Source organism: Methylobacterium mesophilicum SR1.6/6 (assembly GCF_000364445.2).
GTDB lineage: Bacteria > Pseudomonadota > Alphaproteobacteria > Rhizobiales > Beijerinckiaceae > Methylobacterium > Methylobacterium mesophilicum_A.
This window is the reverse complement of the sequence record NZ_CP043538.1, coordinates 4,223,897-4,244,592: the sequence shown is the minus strand read 5'-3', so window position 1 is coordinate 4,244,592 and position 20,696 is coordinate 4,223,897. Positions and strand designations below refer to the sequence as shown.

General features: G+C 70.8%; 17 protein-coding genes. 7 read left to right on the top strand and 10 right to left on the bottom strand.

Going from position 1 to position 20,696, the window contains the following annotated elements:
* Positions 1-38: 38 nt before the first annotated feature.
* Both MMSR116_RS20340 and MMSR116_RS20335 read left to right on the top strand, forming a co-directional pair.
* Positions 39-872 (top strand): ArsA-related P-loop ATPase, encoded by an 834-nt coding sequence (locus MMSR116_RS20340; protein WP_010687533.1) that lies wholly within the window; start codon positions 39-41, stop codon positions 870-872.
* The gene (locus MMSR116_RS20335) at positions 869-1,276 is read left to right on the top strand and encodes a hypothetical protein (protein ID WP_010687532.1); all 408 of its coding nucleotides are present in this window, start codon (positions 869-871) and stop codon (positions 1,274-1,276) included. Before MMSR116_RS20340 ends, MMSR116_RS20335 begins: the two co-directional genes overlap by 4 nt.
* 57 nt (positions 1,277-1,333) lie before the next feature.
* Here MMSR116_RS20335 and MMSR116_RS20330 read toward each other — a convergent pair whose 3' ends face one another.
* From MMSR116_RS20330 to MMSR116_RS20310, 5 genes are all read right to left on the bottom strand, one after another.
* Positions 1,334-2,380, bottom strand: a complete 1,047-nt coding sequence (locus MMSR116_RS20330; protein WP_039894942.1) for a cytochrome-c peroxidase — start codon at positions 2,378-2,380, stop codon at positions 1,334-1,336.
* A 142-nt stretch (positions 2,381-2,522) separates the two neighbouring features.
* Positions 2,523-4,682 (bottom strand): penicillin-binding protein 1C, encoded by a 2,160-nt coding sequence (gene pbpC / locus MMSR116_RS20325; protein WP_010687530.1) that lies wholly within the window; start codon positions 4,680-4,682, stop codon positions 2,523-2,525.
* Positions 4,683-4,843: 161 nt separating this feature from the next.
* Positions 4,844-5,059: a hypothetical protein gene (locus MMSR116_RS20320; RefSeq protein ID WP_010687529.1), complete on the bottom strand. Its 216-nt coding sequence runs from the start codon at positions 5,057-5,059 to the stop codon at positions 4,844-4,846.
* A 208-nt stretch (positions 5,060-5,267) separates the two neighbouring features.
* Positions 5,268-8,681: an acyl-[ACP]--phospholipid O-acyltransferase gene (locus MMSR116_RS20315; protein ID WP_010687528.1), complete on the bottom strand. Its 3,414-nt coding sequence runs from the start codon at positions 8,679-8,681 to the stop codon at positions 5,268-5,270.
* Between the two features lie 134 nt (positions 8,682-8,815).
* Complete coding sequence (locus MMSR116_RS20310; RefSeq protein ID WP_010687527.1) at positions 8,816-9,067, bottom strand: hypothetical protein; 252 nt, start codon at positions 9,065-9,067, stop codon at positions 8,816-8,818.
* 181 nt (positions 9,068-9,248) lie between these two features.
* Here MMSR116_RS20310 and MMSR116_RS20305 point away from each other — a divergent pair, with 181 nt between their 5' ends.
* Positions 9,249-10,262 carry an SDR family oxidoreductase gene (locus MMSR116_RS20305; protein ID WP_039894941.1) on the top strand — a complete coding sequence of 338 codons (1,014 nt, stop codon included), beginning with the start codon at positions 9,249-9,251 and terminating at the stop codon, positions 10,260-10,262.
* A 57-nt stretch (positions 10,263-10,319) separates the two neighbouring features.
* Complete coding sequence (locus MMSR116_RS20300; RefSeq protein WP_010687525.1) at positions 10,320-11,195, top strand: MBL fold metallo-hydrolase; 876 nt, start codon at positions 10,320-10,322, stop codon at positions 11,193-11,195.
* A 58-nt stretch (positions 11,196-11,253) separates the two neighbouring features.
* On the opposite strand, the gene MMSR116_RS20295 is transcribed toward MMSR116_RS20300, so the two are convergent.
* The 4 genes from MMSR116_RS20295 to nthA all read right to left on the bottom strand — a co-directional run bounded on the left by MMSR116_RS20295 (position 11,254) and on the right by nthA (position 15,639).
* Positions 11,254-13,779, bottom strand: a complete 2,526-nt coding sequence (locus MMSR116_RS20295; RefSeq protein WP_010687524.1) for a methyl-accepting chemotaxis protein — start codon at positions 13,777-13,779, stop codon at positions 11,254-11,256.
* Between the two features lie 233 nt (positions 13,780-14,012).
* On the bottom strand, positions 14,013-14,336 hold the full coding sequence (locus tag MMSR116_RS20290) for a nitrile hydratase accessory protein (protein ID WP_039894940.1): 324 nt from the start codon (positions 14,334-14,336) through the stop codon (positions 14,013-14,015).
* Positions 14,333-14,992, bottom strand: coding sequence for a nitrile hydratase subunit beta (gene nthB, locus MMSR116_RS20285; protein WP_010687522.1), 660 nt, complete (start codon positions 14,990-14,992; stop codon positions 14,333-14,335). Before nthB ends, MMSR116_RS20290 begins: the two co-directional genes overlap by 4 nt.
* Positions 14,989-15,639 carry a nitrile hydratase subunit alpha gene (nthA, locus tag MMSR116_RS20280; protein WP_010687521.1) on the bottom strand — a complete coding sequence of 217 codons (651 nt, stop codon included), beginning with the start codon at positions 15,637-15,639 and terminating at the stop codon, positions 14,989-14,991. The genes nthB and nthA overlap by 4 nt, the downstream gene beginning before the upstream one ends.
* A gap of 217 nt (positions 15,640-15,856) precedes the next feature.
* On the opposite strand from nthA, the gene MMSR116_RS20275 reads away from it, so the two are divergent.
* Positions 15,857-16,561: a sigma-70 family RNA polymerase sigma factor gene (locus tag MMSR116_RS20275; protein WP_010687520.1), complete on the top strand. Its 705-nt coding sequence runs from the start codon at positions 15,857-15,859 to the stop codon at positions 16,559-16,561.
* Positions 16,562-16,643: 82 nt separating this feature from the next.
* Here MMSR116_RS20275 and MMSR116_RS20270 read toward each other — a convergent pair whose 3' ends face one another.
* Positions 16,644-17,960 carry an MFS transporter gene (locus MMSR116_RS20270; protein ID WP_051072328.1) on the bottom strand — a complete coding sequence of 439 codons (1,317 nt, stop codon included), beginning with the start codon at positions 17,958-17,960 and terminating at the stop codon, positions 16,644-16,646.
* A gap of 248 nt (positions 17,961-18,208) precedes the next feature.
* Between MMSR116_RS20270 and dnaN the strand changes: the two genes are divergently transcribed.
* Complete coding sequence (gene dnaN, locus MMSR116_RS20265) at positions 18,209-19,330, top strand: DNA polymerase III subunit beta (RefSeq protein ID WP_010687518.1); 1,122 nt, start codon at positions 18,209-18,211, stop codon at positions 19,328-19,330.
* Positions 19,331-19,538: 208 nt separating this feature from the next.
* The gene (gene recF / locus MMSR116_RS20260; RefSeq protein WP_010687517.1) at positions 19,539-20,693 is read left to right on the top strand and encodes a DNA replication/repair protein RecF; all 1,155 of its coding nucleotides are present in this window, start codon (positions 19,539-19,541) and stop codon (positions 20,691-20,693) included.
* Positions 20,694-20,696: the final 3 nt, after the last annotated feature.

Here is a 20,696-nt window from a genome sequence, read left to right as displayed (position 1 = left end):
GTGAACCGCCCTCTCATCCAACACCACGGAGACAAACGATGACCGATACGACACAGACCAAGGTTCCGGCCTGGTACAGCCCGGACGAGATCCAGGACATCCAGCGGGACCTCCTGGGTTCGGCCGCGAAGGTCCTCGTTCTCTGCCTGGGCGGCAAAGGCGGAGTCGGCAAGACCACCATCGCCCTGCAGATCGCTGACCTCGGTGCCGAGGCCGGCCCCGTCCTGGCGATCGACACCGATCCGGCCAACCGGCACTTCCACACCGCCCTGATGCAGGAGATCACGCCCGGCAGCGGCAACTTCGTTCCGCGCCGGGCCGGCATCTCCTGCGACCGGCAGCGCCTGCGCGCGGAGGACAGCACCGGCCGGGTCGATCCGACCCTCTGCCAGGACATGATCGAGCGGGTGATCGAGGCCGACGAGCGCTTCATCGTGGTCGACTTCCCGGCCGGCGACACGGAGACGACGCGCCGCTGCACCGAGATCATCGTGGAGAGCTGCCGGGAGGCGAATGTCCGCCTCGCCGTGGTCGTGGCGGCCGGCGCTGTCGATCCCACCGCCCTGGAAGTCCTGAAGGAGCTTCGGCCGATGCTGATCGAGTGCGATCGGGCGATCCTGGCGAAGAATACCGCGCAGGCCACCAATTTCGACTACCTCGATTCGGCGGACCTCGTGAGATCGCTGCGCAGGCAGCCGAACTTCCGGGTGATCGAGGTCGAGCGGATCGGCGAGCGCCTGATCGAGGCGCTGCGGGTCCAGCACACGACCTGGCAGGCGCTGGCGAGCGCCGCGCCCATGCGCCTTCGAGTCGAGGGCCGGCGCCTGCGTCGCAACTTCCACGCGGCCTGGCGGGATGCGCTCCGGCCGTGACCAACCTCGAGCGGTTCTACCGGTCGGTCCACGGCCGCGATCTCCAGCCCTGGGAGCGCCAACTCGCGGTGCGGATCGCGGCCGCCCTGAACACCACGACGGACGACGACTTCGTCGTCCACCTGCTCCTCGTCTACATGTCCACCAACGCCATCACCAACATGTACAACGAGCTGGTGGCGGCGCGGAACAGTCTCGCCGCGGACAACCGGGAGTTGGTCCAGACGCTCACGAGCGATCTGCGCCGGAACAGGCTGCTGACCTACGTGCTGCTCGGCATGGCAGGTCTCGGCCTCCTCGGCAGCGCCTGGACTCTCGGCACGGTCCTGAGCCTCCCGCACGAGTCCGCGGCCTACGAGCATCGGGTTCCGGCTGGCCCGCCGCGTGGCTTCGGCGTGCGCTGAGCCGACGCGGGCCAGACCGGGTCCGCGCCCGGACGCCGGGCCGGCACGGCGCCGCCGTCAGGGCGCCGGCGGCAGCGCCGCGAACGATGCGGTCATGAGATCGCCACCCGCGCCGGTCGAGAGGGTCGCCAGGAAGGCGAGGAGGTCCGCCCGTTCGGTGGCCGAGAGATGCAGGGGCTTGATCGAGCGAGAGCGGCTCGGGCGCTCGACGCCGCCGCGGTCGTAGAGGTCGAGCACGGCCTCAAGGGTCGGCACTGACCCGTCGTGCATGTACGGGGCGCGCTGCCCGACCTCCCGGAGGGTCGGCGTCTTGAAGGCGTAGGTCAGGGCCACGGAACTGGGCTTGAGCCGGCCGCGGCCGATATCGGTGCCAACTCCAACGCCGATGTCGTGGAACGAGTTGTCGGTGAACGACCAGCCGGAATGGCAGCCGGCGCAGCCGGCGCGACCGTTGAACAGGTCGAAGCCCCGCTTGGCTCCCGGGCTGATCGCGTCCTCCCGGCCGGCGATCCACCGGTCGAAGGCCGTGGGGCCCGCCACGATCAGCCGCTCGAAAGTGGCGAGCGCCGCGTCCAGCCGCTCGCCGGTGACGGCGGGGTCGTCGAAGGCGGCCGCGAAGGCGGCCGTGTAGGTCGGGTCGGCAGAGAGCCGCGCCAGGGCCTGCGGGATCGGCAGGTTCATGTTGCCCGGCGCCATGATCGGCATTGCGGCGACCGCCTCGAGCGAGCGGAACTTGCCGTCCCACCCCAGTGGCCCGTCCTGCCAAGCGATGTTGAGGAGCGTCGGCGTGCGGAGGTCCATGTCCCCCTGCTGCCGCGTCGCCGCCCGGGCCCGCCCGTCACCCCAGGCGAGGCCCGGAACGTGGCAGGTGGCGCAGGAGCGGGTCCGGTCACCCGAGAGGATCGGATCGAAGAACAGGCGACGGCCGAGTTCGGCCTTGGCGGGCGTGTACGGATTCCCGGGAGGGAATGGGATCGCGGCCGGTGGGCGATAGGCGTCGCGCCAGCCGGGACGGCGCGGATCGGCATCGCCGCCGCCACCGCCGACCCCCACGCCGACGAACCCGAGTAGCACCGCCATCGCGGCGCCGACCTTCCACGCCATCACGACCTCACGGGTCACGGATAGACCCCTATTCGTTGATGACCCGTGAATGTCCGCATGAATACGCCGGCTTCGACGCGTTGTTTTTGAATGCAAAATTGTACAGCGGCCAAGCTTCGGCGCAGAAAACCGTGGTGCTCGGCTATTCGAGCCGGACGGAAACGCTGGCACTCGCACCGGTTGCATCAAGGACGGAAATCCGCGCGAAGCCGGCACCTTCCGGGCTCCATTCGGTGCGCCGCCGCGTCGTCTGTGCGACCGGTTGACCGTCGACCAGCCACGTCAGCGGCGGCACCCCGCCCAGCGCCTTCAGGGCAAGGCTCGCGCCGCCGGCCGCCGCGGTGCCGCCCGGCGTGACGAGGCCGAGGTCGATCCGGGCACCGTCGGGCGGATACGCGATCCGGAGCGCCGGGCCGGATGCGTCCGTGGTCTCGCGCCCCAGGCGGCGGAGCGGCGGCGGCAGGCCCCCCGGTCCCGCTGCCAGGACGTCGCGCGGTTGCGGAACGGGTTCCGGCTCGATCCCGAGGCGCGCGAAGGCGTCGAACAGGATCGGCGCCGCCACCGTCCGGCCGACGAGGCCCGGAACGGCGGCACCGTCAGGCCGCCCCACCCAGGCCACGACCGTCACGTGCCGGTCGAACCCCGCCGCCCAGGCGTCGCGGTAGCCGTAGGAGGTGCCGGTCTTGTAGGCGATGCGGTTCGAGAGGGCGTTCTCGGGGGGCGGAGTGCCGCGCAGGATGTCGGCGACGTACCACGCCGCCACCGGCTCGGCGATCCGGTGCACGGACGGAACCGCGTCGGTTCCGACGCGGCGCAGGAGCTCCGGGACCGTGCCGCCGCGGGCGAGCCCGGCATAGAGGCGGGCGAGGTCGGTGAGGGTGATGCCGAGGCCGCCCAGCGCCACCGGCAGACCGGGCGCCGCCTCCCGCGGGAGCTGGATCCCGGTGCCGGCGGCGCGGAGCCGGGCGATGAAGCGCGCGGGTCCGACCGCCTCCATCAGTTCGACCGCGGGCACGTTGAGCGAGAGCTGCAGGGCCCGCCGGGCGGTGACCGTGCCCTGGAAGGTCAGGTCGAAGTTCTCCGGGGCGTAGCTCGCGGCGAAGCGTGCCGGGCGGTCCTCCAGCAGGGTCTCGGGATGCGCCAGACCATCCTCGAAGGCGAGGGCGTAGACGAAGGGCTTGAGCGCGGAGCCGGGGGAGCGCACGGCGCGCGTCATGTCGATGGCTCCGCGCCGGGTCGAATCCAAGTAGCCGGCGCTGCCCACCTGGGCGAGGACCCGCCCGTCACGGTTGTCGAGCACGAGGATCGCGGCCGAGAGGTCCGGGCCGGCCGCCGCCGCGCGCTCGGCCGCCAGGACTTCCAGCCGCTCCTGAAGGCGCGCGTCGATCGCGAGGCGGATCTCCGGGGCGGCCGGCTCGGCGGCGACCGCTTCCTCGGCGGCATGCGCCGCGAGCATCGGGAACGGGTGCCGCGCCGTGGGCACGGGTTCGGCCCGGGCCGCCGCGACCTCGGCCGCGGACAGAAGACCCTGCGCGCCGGCGATCTCCAGCACGCGGTCGCGTGCCGCGCGGGCGCGATCCGGAAATCGATCCGGCCGGCGGGCCTCCGGCGATTGCGGCAGGGCGACGAGAAGCGCCGCCTGCGCCGCCGTCAGCCGCACCGGCTCGCGCCCGAAATAGGCGAGGCTCGCGGCCCGGACGCCCTCCAGCGGGCCACCGTAGGGAGCGAGCGCGAGGTACAGGTCGAGCAGCCCGGCCTTCCCGAGCCTGCGCTCCAGCGTGACCGCTCGCGCCATCTGGCGCAGCTTGGCCGCAAGGGTGCGCCCGTGCCGCGGCTCGACCAGGCGCGCCACCTGCATCGACAGGGTCGATCCGCCCGAGACGATCCGGCCGCGGATCAGCCACTGGCCGGCGGCGCGCAGCAGCGCCAGCGGATCGATGCCGGGATGGTGCGCGAAGCGACGATCCTCGTAGGCCAGCAGCATGGCCCGGTAGCGCAGATCGACCGTCCCGGCGGTCACCGGCAGGCGCCAGCGCCCGTCCGCGGTCGCGAAGGGACGCAGAAGCGCGCCGGACCGGTCGAGAACCACGGTCGAGCGCGCCGACGCCGCCGCGAGGTCGAGGCCCGGCAGCGCCGCTTCATACCGCCAGGCCAAGTCCCAAGCCAAGCCGGTGACGGCCGCCAGGAGCACAAAGCCCAATCCGACGACCCCGAGCCGCGCACGCGCGGGGCGGCGCGTGCGATGCGTCGCCCCTTCGGATTCGAGCCCGTCCTGCCGCACGCAGCCTCCAGATCGGGACATCCCGGTCCCGGGCTCAGGATTTCCCGTTCCTGCGCGGCCGACAAGCCCGAACCGGGCGCCTCAGCAGACCGGCAATGGCAGAGCTGCGCCTTGTCTGCTTAGATCATTGAGGTATCGAAGCTTTTTCGCGTAGAGCCGGTGCCCGCTTCCGCGCAACCTGCTCAGGCGATGCCGACGTCGCGCAGGTCGTTGAAGTCCTGTCTCTCGGGCCGGTTCATGCGCATCGGGAACGGAACCACATTCGATGGCAGCGGGACCGAGGCGGTCTCCGACGTCGCCGGAGCCCTGCGGTTCTTGTCAGGCTTCGACCAGCGCTCGATCCGCTTGAAATAGGTCCGCCTCGCCAGCCACTTCGGAATTCGCCTGCCCTTCGTCATGACCAACCCCTCTCGTCGCGAACCCCCGATGACATCCAGTCCGCGGACCCGGTCGCGCCGCCGGATCGAATCAGGACTGCATTCGTAATTCGAGCGGATCCCTGAAGGGCGCGCATCCCCCGTTTGGGTGATGCGAGGTCGTCCGAGAGCACCGGAGACCACCGGCATCCACCGCGGATGCCGAGGGCCCGATTCACGGGGTCGCGGTCTACGCTGCGGCGGATTCTTTCGCCCGCTCGAGGGCCAGTTTGGTGACGGCCACTTGATCGATCTTGCCGGTTCCAAGCATCGGAATCGCCTCCAGCACCACCACCTCGGCGGGGATCGCGACGTCCGAGGCGCCGCGGCCCTTGGCGAAGCTCTGGTAGGCCGCCCGTGTGGCGTCCTTCGCTTGCGTGAACAGGATCAGCCGCTCGCCCTTGCGCGGGTCGGGCACCGCCGCCACCGCGCTCGGGCGATCGGGCCAGAGCTCGGCGGCCAGCGTCTCGATGCCGGCGAGCGACACCATCTCGCCGGCGATCTTGGCGAAGCGCTTCGCCCGGCCCTTGATCGTGACGAAGCCCATCGTGTCGATCGCCACGATGTCGCCGGTGTCGTGCCAGCCCTCGGGCGGCGGCTCGAGGACGCCCGGCTTCTCGGCGCGCAGGTAGCCCAGCATGATGTTCGGGCCGCGCAGGGACAGGCGGCCGCCCTCCTCGATCCCCGGCACGGGGTCCAGCCGTGTCTCGATGCCCGGCAGGATCCGGCCCACCGTGCCGAAGCGGTTGAACATCGGGGTGTTGAGAGCGACCACCGGCCCGCATTCGGTCACGCCGTACCCCTCCAGGATGCGCAGGCCGAACTTCTCCGCCCAGGTCTTGCGCGTCGTCTCCTTCACGGCCTCCGCGCCGGCCACCACGTAGCGGAGCGAGCGGAGGTCGTAGGAATGGGCGGCCCGGGCATAGCCCGTCAGGAATGTGTCGGTCCCGAACAGCACCGTGCTGTTCGAGCCGTAGATCAGCTCCGGCACGATCCGGTAGTGCAGCGGTGACGGGTAGAGGTAGACCGGCACGCCCGAGACCAGGGGCAGAACCAGCCCGGCCGTGAGGCCGAAGGCGTGGAAGACCGGCAGGACATTGAACACCTTGTCCATAGGCCCGAAGTCGATCCGGGCCGCCACCTGGGCGACGTTGGCGAGCATGCAGCGGTTGGCGAGCACGACGCCCTTCGGCGTGCCCTCGCTGCCCGACGTGAACAGCACCGCCCCCGGATCCTCGCCCGAACGCGCCACCAGGGGGCGGCGCGGGGCCAGCAGGCCGCGAATCTTGTCGGCCGTCGTGATGCTCCCCCGCACGTCCTCCAGGTAGATCAGTTCGACCGAGCCACGGATCGCCTCGACGAGCGGTCCGAGCCGTCCCTTCTCGATGAACGCGCGGGAGGTCAGGATCCTGCTTACCTCGGCCGCCCGGCAGGCCGAGAGGACGTTGGCGGGACCGGCGGAGAAATTGATCATCGCCGGCACCCGTCCCGCGGAGGCGAGGGCGAACAGCGTGACCGCGGCGCCGTTGGCGTTCGGCAGCATGACGCCGATCCGGCCGCCCACGGGGGCGAGCGGCATCAGTTTGCGGCCGAGGATGTTGGCACCCATCACGAGCCGGCTGTAGCTGAGGCGCCCCCCGACCGGGTCCTCCAGGGCGTTCCGGCTCCAGCCGTGAAGATCCCCCGCCTCGATCAGCGCCGCCATCAGTCCGCGGTCGATGTCGGCGGTGCGGAACACGAGGTCCGACATGATACCGTAGAGGGCCGCACCCGCCGCCTGCCGTCGCGTCTTGCCCTTGAGTGCGGGATCCACGGTCAGGCGCACCGGCGGCATCACCGTCACGGTCACTTTGGGCCACCATTTGCGGCTGACCTGCCGCCGGGACAGGCGCGAGAACGCGGTGCGTTCCAGCCCGTCGATCTTCACCGGCACGACCATCGCGCCCGACTTGTCGGCGATCAGCCCGGCGCCGTCGTAGACCTTCATCAGGCTCCCGGTCACGGTGAGCCGTCCCTCTGGGAAGATGATCAGGGTTTCGCCGTTCTTGACCGCGTTGATCAGCGTCCGGGTGGCGAGCGGCCGCGTCGGGTCCAGCGGCATCGCCTTGGTGACGCTCAGGAACGGCCGCACCCACCAGCGCTGGGCGATGCCGCTGTCGATGGCGAAGACCGGCTCCTGGTCGAGGAGGGACAAGGCGAGCGGCGCGTCGAGGAACGAGACGTGGTTGAGAGCCACGATGGCGTTCGGTCCGGCCGCGGCGAGGTTGTCGAAGCCGCGCACCTCCAGCCGGTAGAAGGCCCGGAACAGGATCGACAGGGCGTCCCGGAACGGGCTGGTCGGCAGGGTCGCGAAGACGACCGCGCCGACGATCAGGTTCAGCACAGCCACCACGGCGAGCAGGCTCGCGATCGTCAGGCCCGCCCCCTGAAGCGCCGCCAGCGCCAGGGTTCCGGCCACCATGAAGGCCGCCGTCATGACGTTGACGGCGCCGATGATGCGCGCGCGCATCGCCTTCTCGGCCCAGGCCTGCACCGCCGCGAAGGACGGCACGATGTAGAGGCCGCCGGAAATCGCCAGCCCCAGGAAGTCGATCCCGGTGCGCAGGCCGTGGCCGGTCTGCAGGAATTCGAGCGGGCCGATCAGCTCCGCCGGCGGTGCCGGCAGGTGGCCGACCGTCCAGGCGAGGTCGAGGCCGAACAGGCCCATCAGCACCGCACCCACCGGCGTCGGCAGGAGCACGATCCGGCCGCTGGCGAGCCACGAGGCGAGGCCGGACCCCACCGCGATGCCGATCGAGAACAGCGCCAGGAGCAGCGTGATGACCGTCTCGGTGCCGTTGAAGGCGCCGCGCACCAGCACCGGCAGGAGCGACAGCACCACCACGCCGACCAGCCAGAACCAGCTCACGGTGAGCGAGCCGCGCCAGAGACGGGTGTCGGCCCAGAGGTCGCGCAGCAGCGCGTAGGTCGAGCGGGCGACGTTCGGGTCGACCCGCAGGTCCGGCGCGCCCTCCCCGGTCGCCGGGATCATCCGGGCCGAGAGCCAGCACAGGATGGCGAAGCCCATCACCAGGGCGCCGAACAGAAGTCCCGAGCCGCCCAGCGACGAGGCCGCGCCCGCCGCGATCGTGCCCAGCAGGATCGCCAGGAAGGTCGCGGCCTCGACCAGGGCATTGCCGGCGGGCAGCTCCTCACGACGGAGATGGTCCGGCAGGATCCCGTACTTGATCGGGCCGAAGAGGGCCGCGATCGTGCCGAACAGGCCGAGCGCCACGAACAGCACCGGGATCGAGTGCAGCAGGAAGCCGAGCACGGCGGTGCCGGCCGCGAAGATCTCGGCGAACTTGAGCCGCCGGGCCATCAGGGCCTTGTCGTAGCGGTCGGCCCACTGGCCGCCGAGACCCGACAGGATGAAGAACGGCCCGATGAACACGGCGCTCGCGAGCGTCACCAGGACGCCCGCATGGGCGTCGGCCTGACCGCCGATCCCGAACAGGATCAGGAAGGCCAGCGCGTTCTTCAGGAAATTATCGTTGAACGCCGAGAAGAACTGGCACCAGAACAGCGGCGCGAACCGCCGCGCAGTCATCAGGGTACGGAACATGGCAATCTCTCGGTTCCGAACCTGACTGGCCCACCCGATGTGTCCAGGTCAAATCGGACCGACGGCAACACACAGCGATCGTGGCCGCCGCGATGCTGCTCCGTGCGAACCGGCACGGCTTTGGATGGCGCGGTTCAGACCTTCCGGACGGGGCGGCCGAGCTGCCCACCCATCGCACCCGCACGCCGGGCGACGAAAGCCCGGACGGAGGCGCCGAGGTCGTAGGACCAGTAGACATGCGCCGCCAGGGTCGAGGCGACGAAGAGCGCCGCGCAGGCCGGCAGGAAGAGCAGGAAGGTCAGCACCATCCCGACGGCCGTCCGCTCGGCCAGCGAGGCCTGCGGCCAGGGATCGATCGGGAGGGAGAAGTGTCGTCCGTAGCGCATGGCCTCGACCCTCGATGGTTCAGCACGTCGCGGTACAGACAATTAACAGCGCCCGGTGTCGGACGTTGCGTCGGACGATCCGAAATCGCCGCCGCCGTGACGTTACGGCAGGGTCCGGCGGCGCAACCGAGTCCCCCGCGCCGTGTTGGCGGTTCGATCCTTCGACGGTGGTGAGGTGGGCATGGCACGGGTTGCGGTCGTTACCGGGGGGAGCGCCGGGATTGGGCTCGCCACCGCGCATGCCTTCGCGGCGCGGGGGTGGTCCGTGGCGGTGATCGCCCGCGAGCCGGCCCGGTTGTCCGCAGCGGAACGGGCACTGGCCGCCTACGGTCAGCCGGTGCTGGCGATCAGCGCCGACGTCGCCGACCCACAGGCGGTGGACGCCGCCGCCGCGACGGTAGAGCGCGAACTCGGCCCGATCCGCGCCTGGGTGAACAACGCCATGTCGACCGTGGTGAACCCGGCCGACCGGATCACCGCGGAGGAGTACCGGCGTGTCACCGAGACCACCTATCTGAGTCAGGTCTACGGCACCCTCGCGGCCCTGCGCTTCATGAAGCGGCGCGACCGCGGCGCGATCATCCAGGTCTCGTCCGGCCTCGCGATCCGAGCGGCGCCACTGCAGGCGCCGTACTGCGCCGCCAAGTTCGCGGTCTCCGGCTTCACCGACGCCCTGCGCTGCGAGCTGCTCCACGACCGGGTCAATGTCAGCCTCAGCGTGATCTATCTGCCGGCGGTGAACACGCCCCAGTTCAACTGGGCGCGCAACCGGACGGGGCATCGCCAGTACGCGCCCGATCCGGTCTTCGACCCGCGGCTCTGCGCCGAGGCGATCCTGTATGCGGTCGAGCACCCGCGCCGCGAGGTCTGGGTCGGGCGGTCATCGATGATGATGGCCGCCGCCCAGGCGCTGGCGCCGGCGCTCGCCGACCGGAAGGCCGCCTCCATGTGGTCGGCGCAGCTGTCCGACGAGACCATCCCCGCGATGGAGGGCAATCTCTACGAAGCCGTGCCGGGCCCGGTCGGGATCGACGGGCGATTCTCCGGTCGGACCAAGGCGAGCCGGTCGGAATTCGTCACGAGCCGGACCCGCGACCTCCTGGTCGGTGGTCTGGCCGGGCTCGCCCTGGTCGGGCTTGCCGGTGCGGTCCACGCCGCGCGCGCCGCGCCGCGCCGACTGGAGGGCCGGCGCTGACGGCTGCGCTATGTAGCGTTGCCTGCTGGTCGAGTGCCCGAGGAAGGTTCGCGAACGATGCCCGGTTATCTGCCCTTCGCGGGCGCCCTGAAGCTGCCCGCCTATACCTGCGACAATTGCGGGTTCTGGCAGCGCCATTTCGAGGCTCCGTCGTCCTGCCCGCTCTGTCTCGACGCCCGCCACGTGGTCCCGCAGGATGGCTGGCGCTTCCGCACCGCGCGGGAGGCGCAGGACGCATTCCCGTGCCACTGGCAGGAGCTGGAGCCGGGCGTGTGGCGCTTCTGGAACGAGCCGGTCTCCGGCATCGGGCCCTCCGCCTACCTGATCCAGACCGAGCACGGGAATATGGGGTTCGAGGGCTGCCCGGTCTTCAGCGACGCCGCCCTCGACCAGATCGAGCGGCTCGGCGGCATGGCGGTGCTCTCGGCCTCGCACCCCCACTCCTACGGGGCGCTGCCGCAGCTTCAGGACCGGTTCGATCCGGAACTCTGCCTGCCGGCGGCCGACTTCACCTGGAGCGCGGCGCTTCAGGTGAGCTGGCCCTACGACGACTTCCTCGAGCCGCTGCCGGGCCTGGAACTGCACCGCACGGCCGGCCATTTCGACGGCCATGCGGTCCTTTTCGACCGGTCGCGAAAGATCTGCTTCTGCGGCGATGCGCTGAAGTTCGAACTCGATCCCGCGGATTTCCGCCGGGCCACCACGATCTCGGCCCACAAGGCCTTCGTGCGCGGGGTACCGCTCACCCCGGGCGAGCTGCGCCGCTACCGCGACGTGTTCGAGCGCCTCGACTTCCTCCAGACCTGGACCCCGTTCGAGCCCGCGCGAAACTGTGGGCGGCCGGAGGTTCTGGCGCTTCTCGACCAGCTGATGAGCGGCCGGTCCCACGCGGCTCCGGTCCCCCTCGACGGCCTGCGGACCGAGGCACGGTAGGCGCGTTGCCCCGGACGGTTCCGATCCCGAGCCTCGCCGGCTGCGGCTCGGTGCCGTCTCAGGCCGCCTCGGCGGTCGCGGCCGATCTCATGAGGCCGGCCACGACGCCGTAGGTTTCGGCCCACGCCTCCCGAATCTCCGGCGTGAAGTCCGCGCCAAGACCCTGTTCCAGGGTCCAGAGCAGGGCCGCCCCGACCGCCTCGTAATGGGCCTCGTGCGTGCCGTAGCCCCGGTGCCGGAGCCCGAGATCGGTCACCGCCGAGACCAGCGCCTCGGGTTTGTCCAGATTGGCGACCGCCAGCGCCAGCATGGCCATCAGCTTCCGCTTCTGGACGGTCATGTCCGCGGGGAAGAGCGGCCTGACCTGCGGCGCGATCGCGAACAGGCGTTCGTAGAACAGGTCGGCCGCCGTGTCGGCGATCGGCCGCACCTTCGCGAAGCTGGCCTGGACCCGCTCGACCTGCGTCGCCGAGATCGCATAGGACGCACGGACACTGGCCAGGAAGCGTCGGACCTCGGCCGCGAGATGGTCGGACTGGCGCGACAGCTCGGAGGCTCCGCCGAGCACCTGGCTGGCTGCCCGCCCGGTCTTCTCGGCCGCGACCGCCACGCCCGCGATGGTGCCGGTCACCGCGCCCGTGCCCTGAGCGGCGTGGCCGACGTTGCGCACGATCTCCTGGGTGGCCGCGCCCTGCTGTTCCACCGCCGCCGCGACGCTCGCCGTCACGCCGTCGATCTCCCGGATCCGCGCGGTGATCCCGGCGATCGCCGTCACGGCTTGGTCCGTCGAGGTCTGCACCCGGGTGATCTGGTTGGCGATCTCCTCGGTGGCCTTGGCGGTCTGGCCGGCAAGATCCTTCACCTCGCCCGCCACCACGGCGAAGCCGCGGCCGGCCTCGCCGGCCCGGGCGGCCTCGATGGTGGCGTTCAGAGCCAGCAGGTTGGTCTGGCTCGCGATCGCGGTGATCATCCCGACCACGTCGCCGATCCGGCCGACGGCGCCCGCGAGGTCCTGGACCAGCGCGCCGGTCTGATCGGCCTCCGAGGCCGCCAGGCGGGCGAGTTCCGCCGAGCCCTGCACCTGCCGGCCGATCTCCTGAACGGACGAGCCCAGTGCCTCGGCCGCCGCCGCCACGGTTCCCACGTTCCCGGCCGCCTCCTCGGCGGCGGTCGCCACGGCGGAGGACTGGATGGCGGTCTCGTCGGCGGTGGCGGTCATGGTCCGGGCGGTGGATTGAAGCTGCGTCGCCGAGGCCGAGACCTGCCCGATGATGCCGCCGACCGCCTGCTCGAAGCCCTCGGCCATCTGGCGCATCCCGGTCCGGCGCTGTGTCTCGGCCGCCTGTCGCGCCTCCTCCGCCTCGGCCTCCAGGTGCCGGGTGCGGATCAGGTTGTCCCTGAAGACACCCACGGCGGCGGCCATCGCGCCGATCTCGTCACTGCGGCCGAGTCCGGGGATCTGCGTCTCCGCGGCGCCGCCCGCGATCGACCGCATCGCCTCCGAAAGGTGCACGACCCCGCGCACGACGCGGAAATGGATGATCCACGCCGCGGCTCCGGAGAGCGCCAGCGCGACCACCGCGATCGTCAAGAAGATCCGGAAGGCCTGCGTGGCCTCCTGCGCGTGCAGCTGGGCCTGCGCGCCGACGGCCTTCATGATCGCCGTGGCGGTCTCGTCGATCAGGATCAGGCCTTTGATCTGATCCTGCTGCCACGACTTGATCTCGTCCCCGGTCAGGCTCCCGCCACCATCGACGATCATGCCGATCAGACCTGTGCGCAGACGGTTGAAGGGACCGGTGAAGTAGCCGTCGTTCGCGGCGCGATAGGCCGCGGTGACACTCTCGGGAGCGGCCGCCGCGGACAGGATCTGACCGGCCACCGTCCAGGCGGTCTCCGCGCGGATCCTGGTCGCACGGAGTTCCCTGCGCTCCGCCTCGCTCGGGGGACGGTGGTTGAAGACGGCGTTGTAGAGCGCGACCCCTTCGTTCCCGCTGTTGGTGCGCGCCATCCAGACGGCCGCGTTGGCATCCAGCATCGATCCCTGGCCCGGGTCGAGGATCCGGATCTGCCTTTCCAGCAGTGCGGCCGCCGCCTCCAGCCGGCTGGTGACGTCCAGCCCGAGTTCGGTGAGGCGCCTGGCCAGGGTCCCGTCGCGTTCGGCGACTGGCAGGTCCATGGCGCGGTCGATCTCAGGACGCGCACGCTTCCAGGCCTCGAACGATCCGGCCAGCGCCCGCGCCGCATCCCGGAAGGCGGGCTCGGATCCCGCGGACATACCCTTCACGGTCGCGGCGAGACTGTCGTCGAGTTCCGGACGGCGATCATTGAACATCTCCTTCCGGTAGCCGCGGATCACCTCCGGGGCGTCGGTGAGGGCCAAACGGCTGTAGCCCCACTCGAACCGGAACCGAATCCGGCTCGAGAAAAGGTCCTGACCGACCACCGCATCGGCGGCGACTGTTCGCGCCGCGCTCCGTGCCTGATCGACGAGGAACAACTCGTAGATCGGCGTGCAGAGAGCCGAAACGCTCAGTAATAATGTTATCGAGATCAACACACTGCGGATCGATATACGTAGCATGTCGGTCGTCTCGAGCTATGATCGAGATCGGACCGATAGGAAAAGCAAATTTTAAAGTCAAGGCCGCCTTGTCGATGTTATGCAACGACTGAAAGACAGACATTATAATGACAGTAACGAAATGGACGGGAGAATACTTTGAGTATTTCTTTATGAGCCGTATTGCTTCGATCTCGGTCTGCACATCCGGACGCAGTCGGCGAATGCTGCGATCGCGGGCGCGGGGCGGACGATCAGGGCCGGTAGAGCGGGTCGTTCTCCAGCCGGATCGGCTCGCCGTGCGGCGTCGCCTCGGCGGCCCGGAGAAACGCTGCCGCGCGCGCCGCGACGGTGTCGTGCGCCGCCACGCCCCGCTCGGCCAGGATCGTCTCCAGCGTCGTGAGCCACGCGCCATAATCGGCCGGCCGCTCGGTGCCGCCGGCTGGCCGGATCTCGCGGCCCAGGCGCTGCGCCCATTCCGACCACGTGAACAGGCCGGCCTCCTGAAGGGAGACCACCATAGCGAAGACCTGTGCCTCCCAGGGCGCGGCGAAGGCGCTCGGGCTCGGCTCGCTCACGCGGGGTCCAGATAGGGTTCGAAGGCGGCCACCGTGACGACACCGTCCGGATCGCCGCTCGAACCCCACAATTCCTGCGCCGTGAACGCGACCGTGTAGAGCCAGGTCGGGTTCTCGCCCGCCCCGTAGGCGCTGGTATCGGGGTAGACGAAGACGCCGTCGACGCGCGCGATCCGGCCGCGCCGGCCCCGGACGTAGCGCGGGAGCCGCGTATGGCCGGTCGGGTGGACGTTGCGGGCCAGGACCGTGTCGCCGAGCGCGAACCGGGCTGGCGCATCGGCGACGCGGCTGCTCGGAAATCCGGCCCGGAAACGCTCCTCCAAGCCCGTGCGGGCCAGCACCCGGGCGACAGGCCTGGCCGGCGCCGAGGCCGCGCCCGCCGCCATCTCGGCGGGTGTGGCCAGTCCGGCGGCGGCGACCTGCTTCTCCAGGGCCTTCAGCCAGATCTCGTAATAGCTCGAGGCGAGGTACTCGGCCGGCGGCAGGGATTCCCGGGTGGCGCGGCTGCCGTCGAGGTTCCAGGCGCCGGTGAAGCCCATGGCGAGCGCCATCGCGAAGACGCGGCGCTCCCAATCGGCGTGGAAGACCGGCTCGTCGGGCTCCGGCACCACGGGCCCGAACCCGTGCGCGCCGCCGAGATCCTGGGCGCCATTCATATTGGCATCTCCGCGGGCAGCGCTGGAATGCCCCTGGGCAGGCCCGTGCCGATCATGGAATCGCGCGTGACCAGGGCGGCGAGCGCCGTCTCGTCCAGGCCTTCGGTGTCGGCGGGACGCATCGGCAGGACCATGTAGCGGGTCTCAGCGGTGGAATCCCAGACGGTGATCCGGGTGGTCTCCGGAAGAGTCACCCCGAACTCGGCCAGGACGCCCCGGGGGTCGATCACCGCCCGGGCGCGGTAGGGCGGCGCCTTGTACCAGACCGGCGGCAGGCCGAGCACCGGCCAGGGATAGCAGGAGCAGAGCGTGCACACGACGAGGTTGTGGATCTCGGGGGTGTTCTCCACCACCACCATGTGCTCCCCGCCCCGACCACCGATGTCGAGCTCGGCGATCGCCGGCGTGGCGTCCGCCAGGAGCCGCGCGCGGTATTCGCGATCGACCCAGGCACGGGCCACGACGCGGGCGCCCGCGTGGGGGCCCACCTTCGTCTCGTAGAGCTCGACCAGGGTGTCGAGGGCTGCCGGATCGATGTAGCCCTTCTCGGTCAGCAGGGATTCGAGTGCCCGCACCCGCGCCTCCACGGGCGAGAGGTCGCTGCCATGGTGATGGTCGTGCGCCCCGTGCGCATGGTCGTGGCTCATTCAGCTCTCCCGACGATGCGCAACCTGCATCGTCCTCCCGCGTCCCGCGTCCCGCATCCCGCCGCTACGAACGGAGCCGTTATATCAATCGATACCACCGCGTGGCGATACGCAAGTTGCCCGAGATTTTCGGGAGCGTTTGGCATCGGTTCAGAATTATGCCGATACCCACGTTAGACCGGTTCCAGTATACCAGCGAAGGGGGCAGGATACGGTCATGAATGAAGAAGCCGCGAACCTGACTGCCGAGGCGGGGCCCGACCGGCACGCGGGCGGCTACGCCTCGGCCATCGGTCAGCACCTCGCGCTGCCGATCCGCGAGTATTTCAAGGTTGTGGAGCGGGAGCCTCTGCCCGCCCAGCTCGGCGCCCTCTTGGCACGCTTCGAGGCGGCTGTCGCGGCGCACGGCCAGGTCGTCGCCTTCGATTTCCGCAGCGACATCATCAAGGCGCTGCCGGCGCTGCGCACCTTCGCGCTGTCGCTCGCCGGAGATGTGAACCGGGCCGACGACCTCGTGCAGGAGACCTTCGTCAAGGCCTGGGCCAATCAGGAGCGGTTCCGGCCCGGCACCAACTTCACCGCGTGGCTGTTCACGATCCTCCGCAACCAGTTCTATTCAGACCTGCGCAAGACGCGGCGCGAGATCGAGGACGTGGACGGGACGCATGCGAGCCAGCTGACCAGCCCGTCGGATCAGGAGGATGCCAGCACCCTCAAGGTCGTGTGGAAGCGGCTCGGCGACCTTCCGGCCGCGCAGCGGCAGGCGCTGCTCCTCGTCGGCGCGGAGGGCCACACCTACGAGGAGGCGGCGACCAAGCTCGGCTGCCAGGTCGGCACCGTGAAGAGCCGGGTGAGTCGCGCCCGGTCCTCGCTGCTGGACACGCTCGGAGGCGGCGTCGCCGGGCGGGTCCCGGCGTCCTGAGCTCGCCGCGCGTCGCGGACGATGCCGTCCCGACGCGACCGGCCTCCCGGGGCCGGCCGGCGGGCAGGCCGACGTCGATCGGTCAGCGCTCGGCCGTCTCCGGCATCGCCAGGACCGCCAGGAAGCTGAGGATCGCGGCGGCCGCCAGATAGAACCCGACGAAGCCGATCCCGCCATAGGCCGCGAGTTCCTGCGCGATGTAGGGCGCGCCGGACGCGCCCAGGATCCCCGCGAGATTGTAGGTCACCGAAGCGCCCGTGTAGCGCACGCGGGTCGGAAACAGCTCGGGCAGGACGGCGCCCATCGGCCCGAACACCCAGCCCATGGTCAGGAGGCTGAGGCAGAGGAAGCCCAGCACCGGCGGCCAGGTCCCGCTGCCAGCGGCGTGGCCCAGCATCGGCCCCATGAGGAAGCCCAGCAGCAAGGTCGCGGCCATGCCCGACAGCAGGACCGGCCGGCGCCCGAAGCGGTCCGCCGCCGCGCCCGACGCCACGGTGCCGAGGGCCATGAAGCAGACCGCGATGCACTCGAACAGCAGGAAGGTCGGCCGGCCATAGCCGAGGGTGCCGGTACCGTAGCCCAGCGCGAACACGGTCGAGAGGTAGAACACCGCGTAGACCGCCACCATCGCGAAGGTGCCGAGCAGGACCGCGCGCCCGTGCTGCGTCAGCATGGTGGCGAAGGGCACGCGCTCCGGATGCGCCTGGCTGAGCGCGGCCCGGAAGGCCGGCGTCTCGGTGAGCTTCAGCCGCACGTAGAGCCCGACGCCGACGAGCGCCGCCGAGGCCAGGAACGGCAGGCGCCATCCCCAGGCCTGGAAGCTCTCGGGCGACAGGCCGAAGCTGAGCGCCAGGAAGCCGAGATTGGCCAGGATGAAGCCGACCGGCGCGCCGAGCTGCGGGAAGATGCCGTACCACGCCCGCCGACCGGGCGGCGCGTTCTCGACGGCCAGCAGGGCCGCCCCGCCCCATTCGCCGCCGAACCCGATCCCCTGCCCGCAGCGCAGGACGCTCAGGGCCGCCGGCGCCCACCAGCCCGCCGAGGCGTAGGTCGGCAGGCAGCCGATCAGGACCGTGGAGATGCCCATGATCAGCAGCGAGGCCACCAGGGTCGCCTTGCGGCCGACGCGGTCGCCGAAATGCCCGAACAGGGCCGCGCCCACGGGGCGTGCGATGAAGGCGATCGCGAAGGTCGCGAAGGCGCTGAGCTGCTGCACGCCGGGCGCCCCGGCCGGGAAGAAGACCGGGCCGATCACCAGGGCGGTTGCGGTGGCGTAGATGTAGAAGTCGAAGAACTCGATCGCCGTGCCGACAAAGCTCGCAGCGAGGATGCGGCCGGCGCTCGGGGTGGCACTCGGGGTTGCGCGCGCGGGGGGCGCGCTGTCGATGGTCTGAAGCATGATCGTGAGGACGGCAGGGATTCGGGTCGGTTGCGGCGCTTTCGCACGGCCCGGCCCGCGCAGGTATGCCGGTTTCGGCATGGGCCTCTGACCTGGGCGCCCGACCCGCGGCCTGCTTTCGGATCCGAGCTCGCTGTGCGGCGCACACGCGCCGGCCTTGCGTTCCCCGGTCCCCTTCGCCAAGCTGAACGGCCATATTCCGCGACGGATGCCGGCCGCGGCGCCGTCCCCACCACTTGAGTACTGCGATGAGAGTCACTGTCGAGCGCGCGGCCCTGCTCAGGTCGCTCGGCCACGTGCACCGGGTCGTCGAGCGCCGCAACACGATCCCGATCCTGTCCAACGTGCTCCTGCGCTCGGAGGGCTCCGGGCTCCAGCTCCGGGCGACCGACCTCGACATCGAGGTGACCGAGAGCGTCCCGGCCGACGTGTCGGATCCCGGCGCCACCACGGTGCCGGCGCACGTGATCTACGACATCGTCCGCAAGCTGCCCGAGGGCGCGCAGGTCTCGCTGGAGACCGGCGGCGAATCCGGCCAGATGACGATCCGCTCCGGCCGCTCGCGCTTCGCGCTGGGCGCCCTTCCCGAAGGCGACTTCCCCGATCTCGCCGCCGGCGAGATGCCCCACGGCTTCGAGATCGCGAGCGCCGACCTCAAGCGCCTGATCGACAAGACCCAGTTCGCCATCTCCACCGAGGAGACGCGCTACTACCTCAACGGCATCTACCTGCACACGCTGGAGACCGAGGGCGGACCGGTGATGCGGGCGGTGGCCACCGACGGACACCGCCTCGCCCGCGTCGAGATCCCGGCCCCGCAGGGCAGCGTCGGCATGCCGGGGGTGATCGTGCCCCGCAAGGCGGTCGCCGAGATCCAGAAGCTTCTGGACGACGGCGGCGAGAGTGTCGCGGTCGACCTCTCGCCCGCCAAGATCCGCCTGCGCTTCGCGGGCGGCCTGACGCTGATCTCCAAGCTGATCGACGGCACCTTCCCGGACTACCAGCGGGTGATCCCGGCCAACAACGACAAGCGGCTGACGGTCGAGCGCGACGCCTTCGCCAAGGCGGTGGACCGGGTCTCGACCATCTCGTCGGAGCGCGGGCGCGCGGTGAAGCTCGGCCTCGCCGAGGGACGCCTCGCGCTCTCGGTGAACAACCCGGATTCGGGCAGCGCCACCGAGGAACTCGATGTCGACTACGAGGCGGCCAACCTCGATATCGGCTTCAACGCCCGCTACCTGCTCGACATCACCGCGCAGCTCGAGGGCGACACCGCCCTGTTCAAGCTCGCCGATCCGGGCTCGCCGACGCTGATCCAGGACCGCGAGGGCGCGCCGGCGCTGTACGTGCTGATGCCGATGCGGGTGTGAAGCTGCGGCGCTACTCCCGTTCCTGCCCTCATCCTGAGGTGCCGGAGCACAGCGGAGGCCTCGAAGGAGGCCTCCAGATGGCGATGTGGATCCTGGAGCCCTCCTTCGAGGCCTGCTGAAGCGGGCACCTCAGGATGAGGTGATTGGATGGGATGTCAGACAGCAATGGACTGTTGAGCGCGGTGCGTCTCAACCCCTCGGTTCCGCGATGAGCAATATCCTCGATCCGCGGATCGAGCCCGACGGGGCGGATCTGCGCGTCACCCGCCTGATCGCCCGCGATTTCCGCAACCACGCCGACCTCGAACTGACCCCCGCGGCCCGGTTCGTCGCGCTGGTCGGCGAGAACGGCGCGGGCAAGACCAACCTGCTGGAGGCGATCTCCCTGTTCGTGCCGGGCCGCGGCCTGCGCCGGGCGGAGTTCGCCACCATGGCGCGCACCGGCGGTCCGGGCGGTTTCGCGGTCTCGCTCACCCTCGATCGCGATGGCGCCGAGCACCGGCTCGGAACCGGGCTGGAGCCGCCGGGCTTCGACGGTCGCACGAGCCGGCTCTGCCGCATCGACGGCGCCCCCGCCTCCTCGCCCGTGGCGTTCAGCGAGTTCCTCCGGGTGGTCTGGCTGACTCCGGACCTCGACGGGCTGTTCCGCGGCGCGGCGGGCGACCGGCGCCGGTTCCTCGACCGACTCGTGCTGGCGGTCGATGCCGGCCACGGGGCGCGGGTGTCCGCGATGGAGCGGGCGCTGCGCTCGCGCAACCGCCTGCTGGAGGAACGGCCCGACGACGACCGGTGGCTCGACGCGGTGGAGCGGGAGGTCGCCGAGCTGGGTGTCGCCGTGGCGCTCGCCCGCCGGGAGACCGCCGAGCGCCTCGACCGGCTCATCGCCGAGACCCGGGACGACGCGCAGCCCTTCCCCTGGGCCTCGATCCGCCTGGAGGGCGACCTCGACGACCTCGTGGCGGTCTGGCCGGCCATCGAGGCCGAGGACCGCTTCCGCCTCGCCCTGCGCAATGGCCGCCACCGGGACCGGGCCGCCGGGCGCACGCTGATCGGGCCGCAGAGCAGCGACCTCGTGGTCCGCCACGGCCCCAAGGACGTGCCCGCCGGCACGGCGTCCACGGGCGAGCAGAAGGCCCTGCTGATCGGTCTCGTCCTCGCCCACGCCCGGCTGGTGCGGGCCATGAGCGGCATCGCGCCCCTGATCCTGCTCGACGAGGTGGCGGCCCATCTCGACCCGCGGCGGCGCGCCGGCCTGTTCGAGGCGCTGGAGGCCCTGCCGGGGCAGGTCTGGATGACCGGCGCCGACCCGGACGCCTTCGTGCAGGCCGGCGACCGGACGGAGGTGCTGCGGATCGGAGCCTGAGCG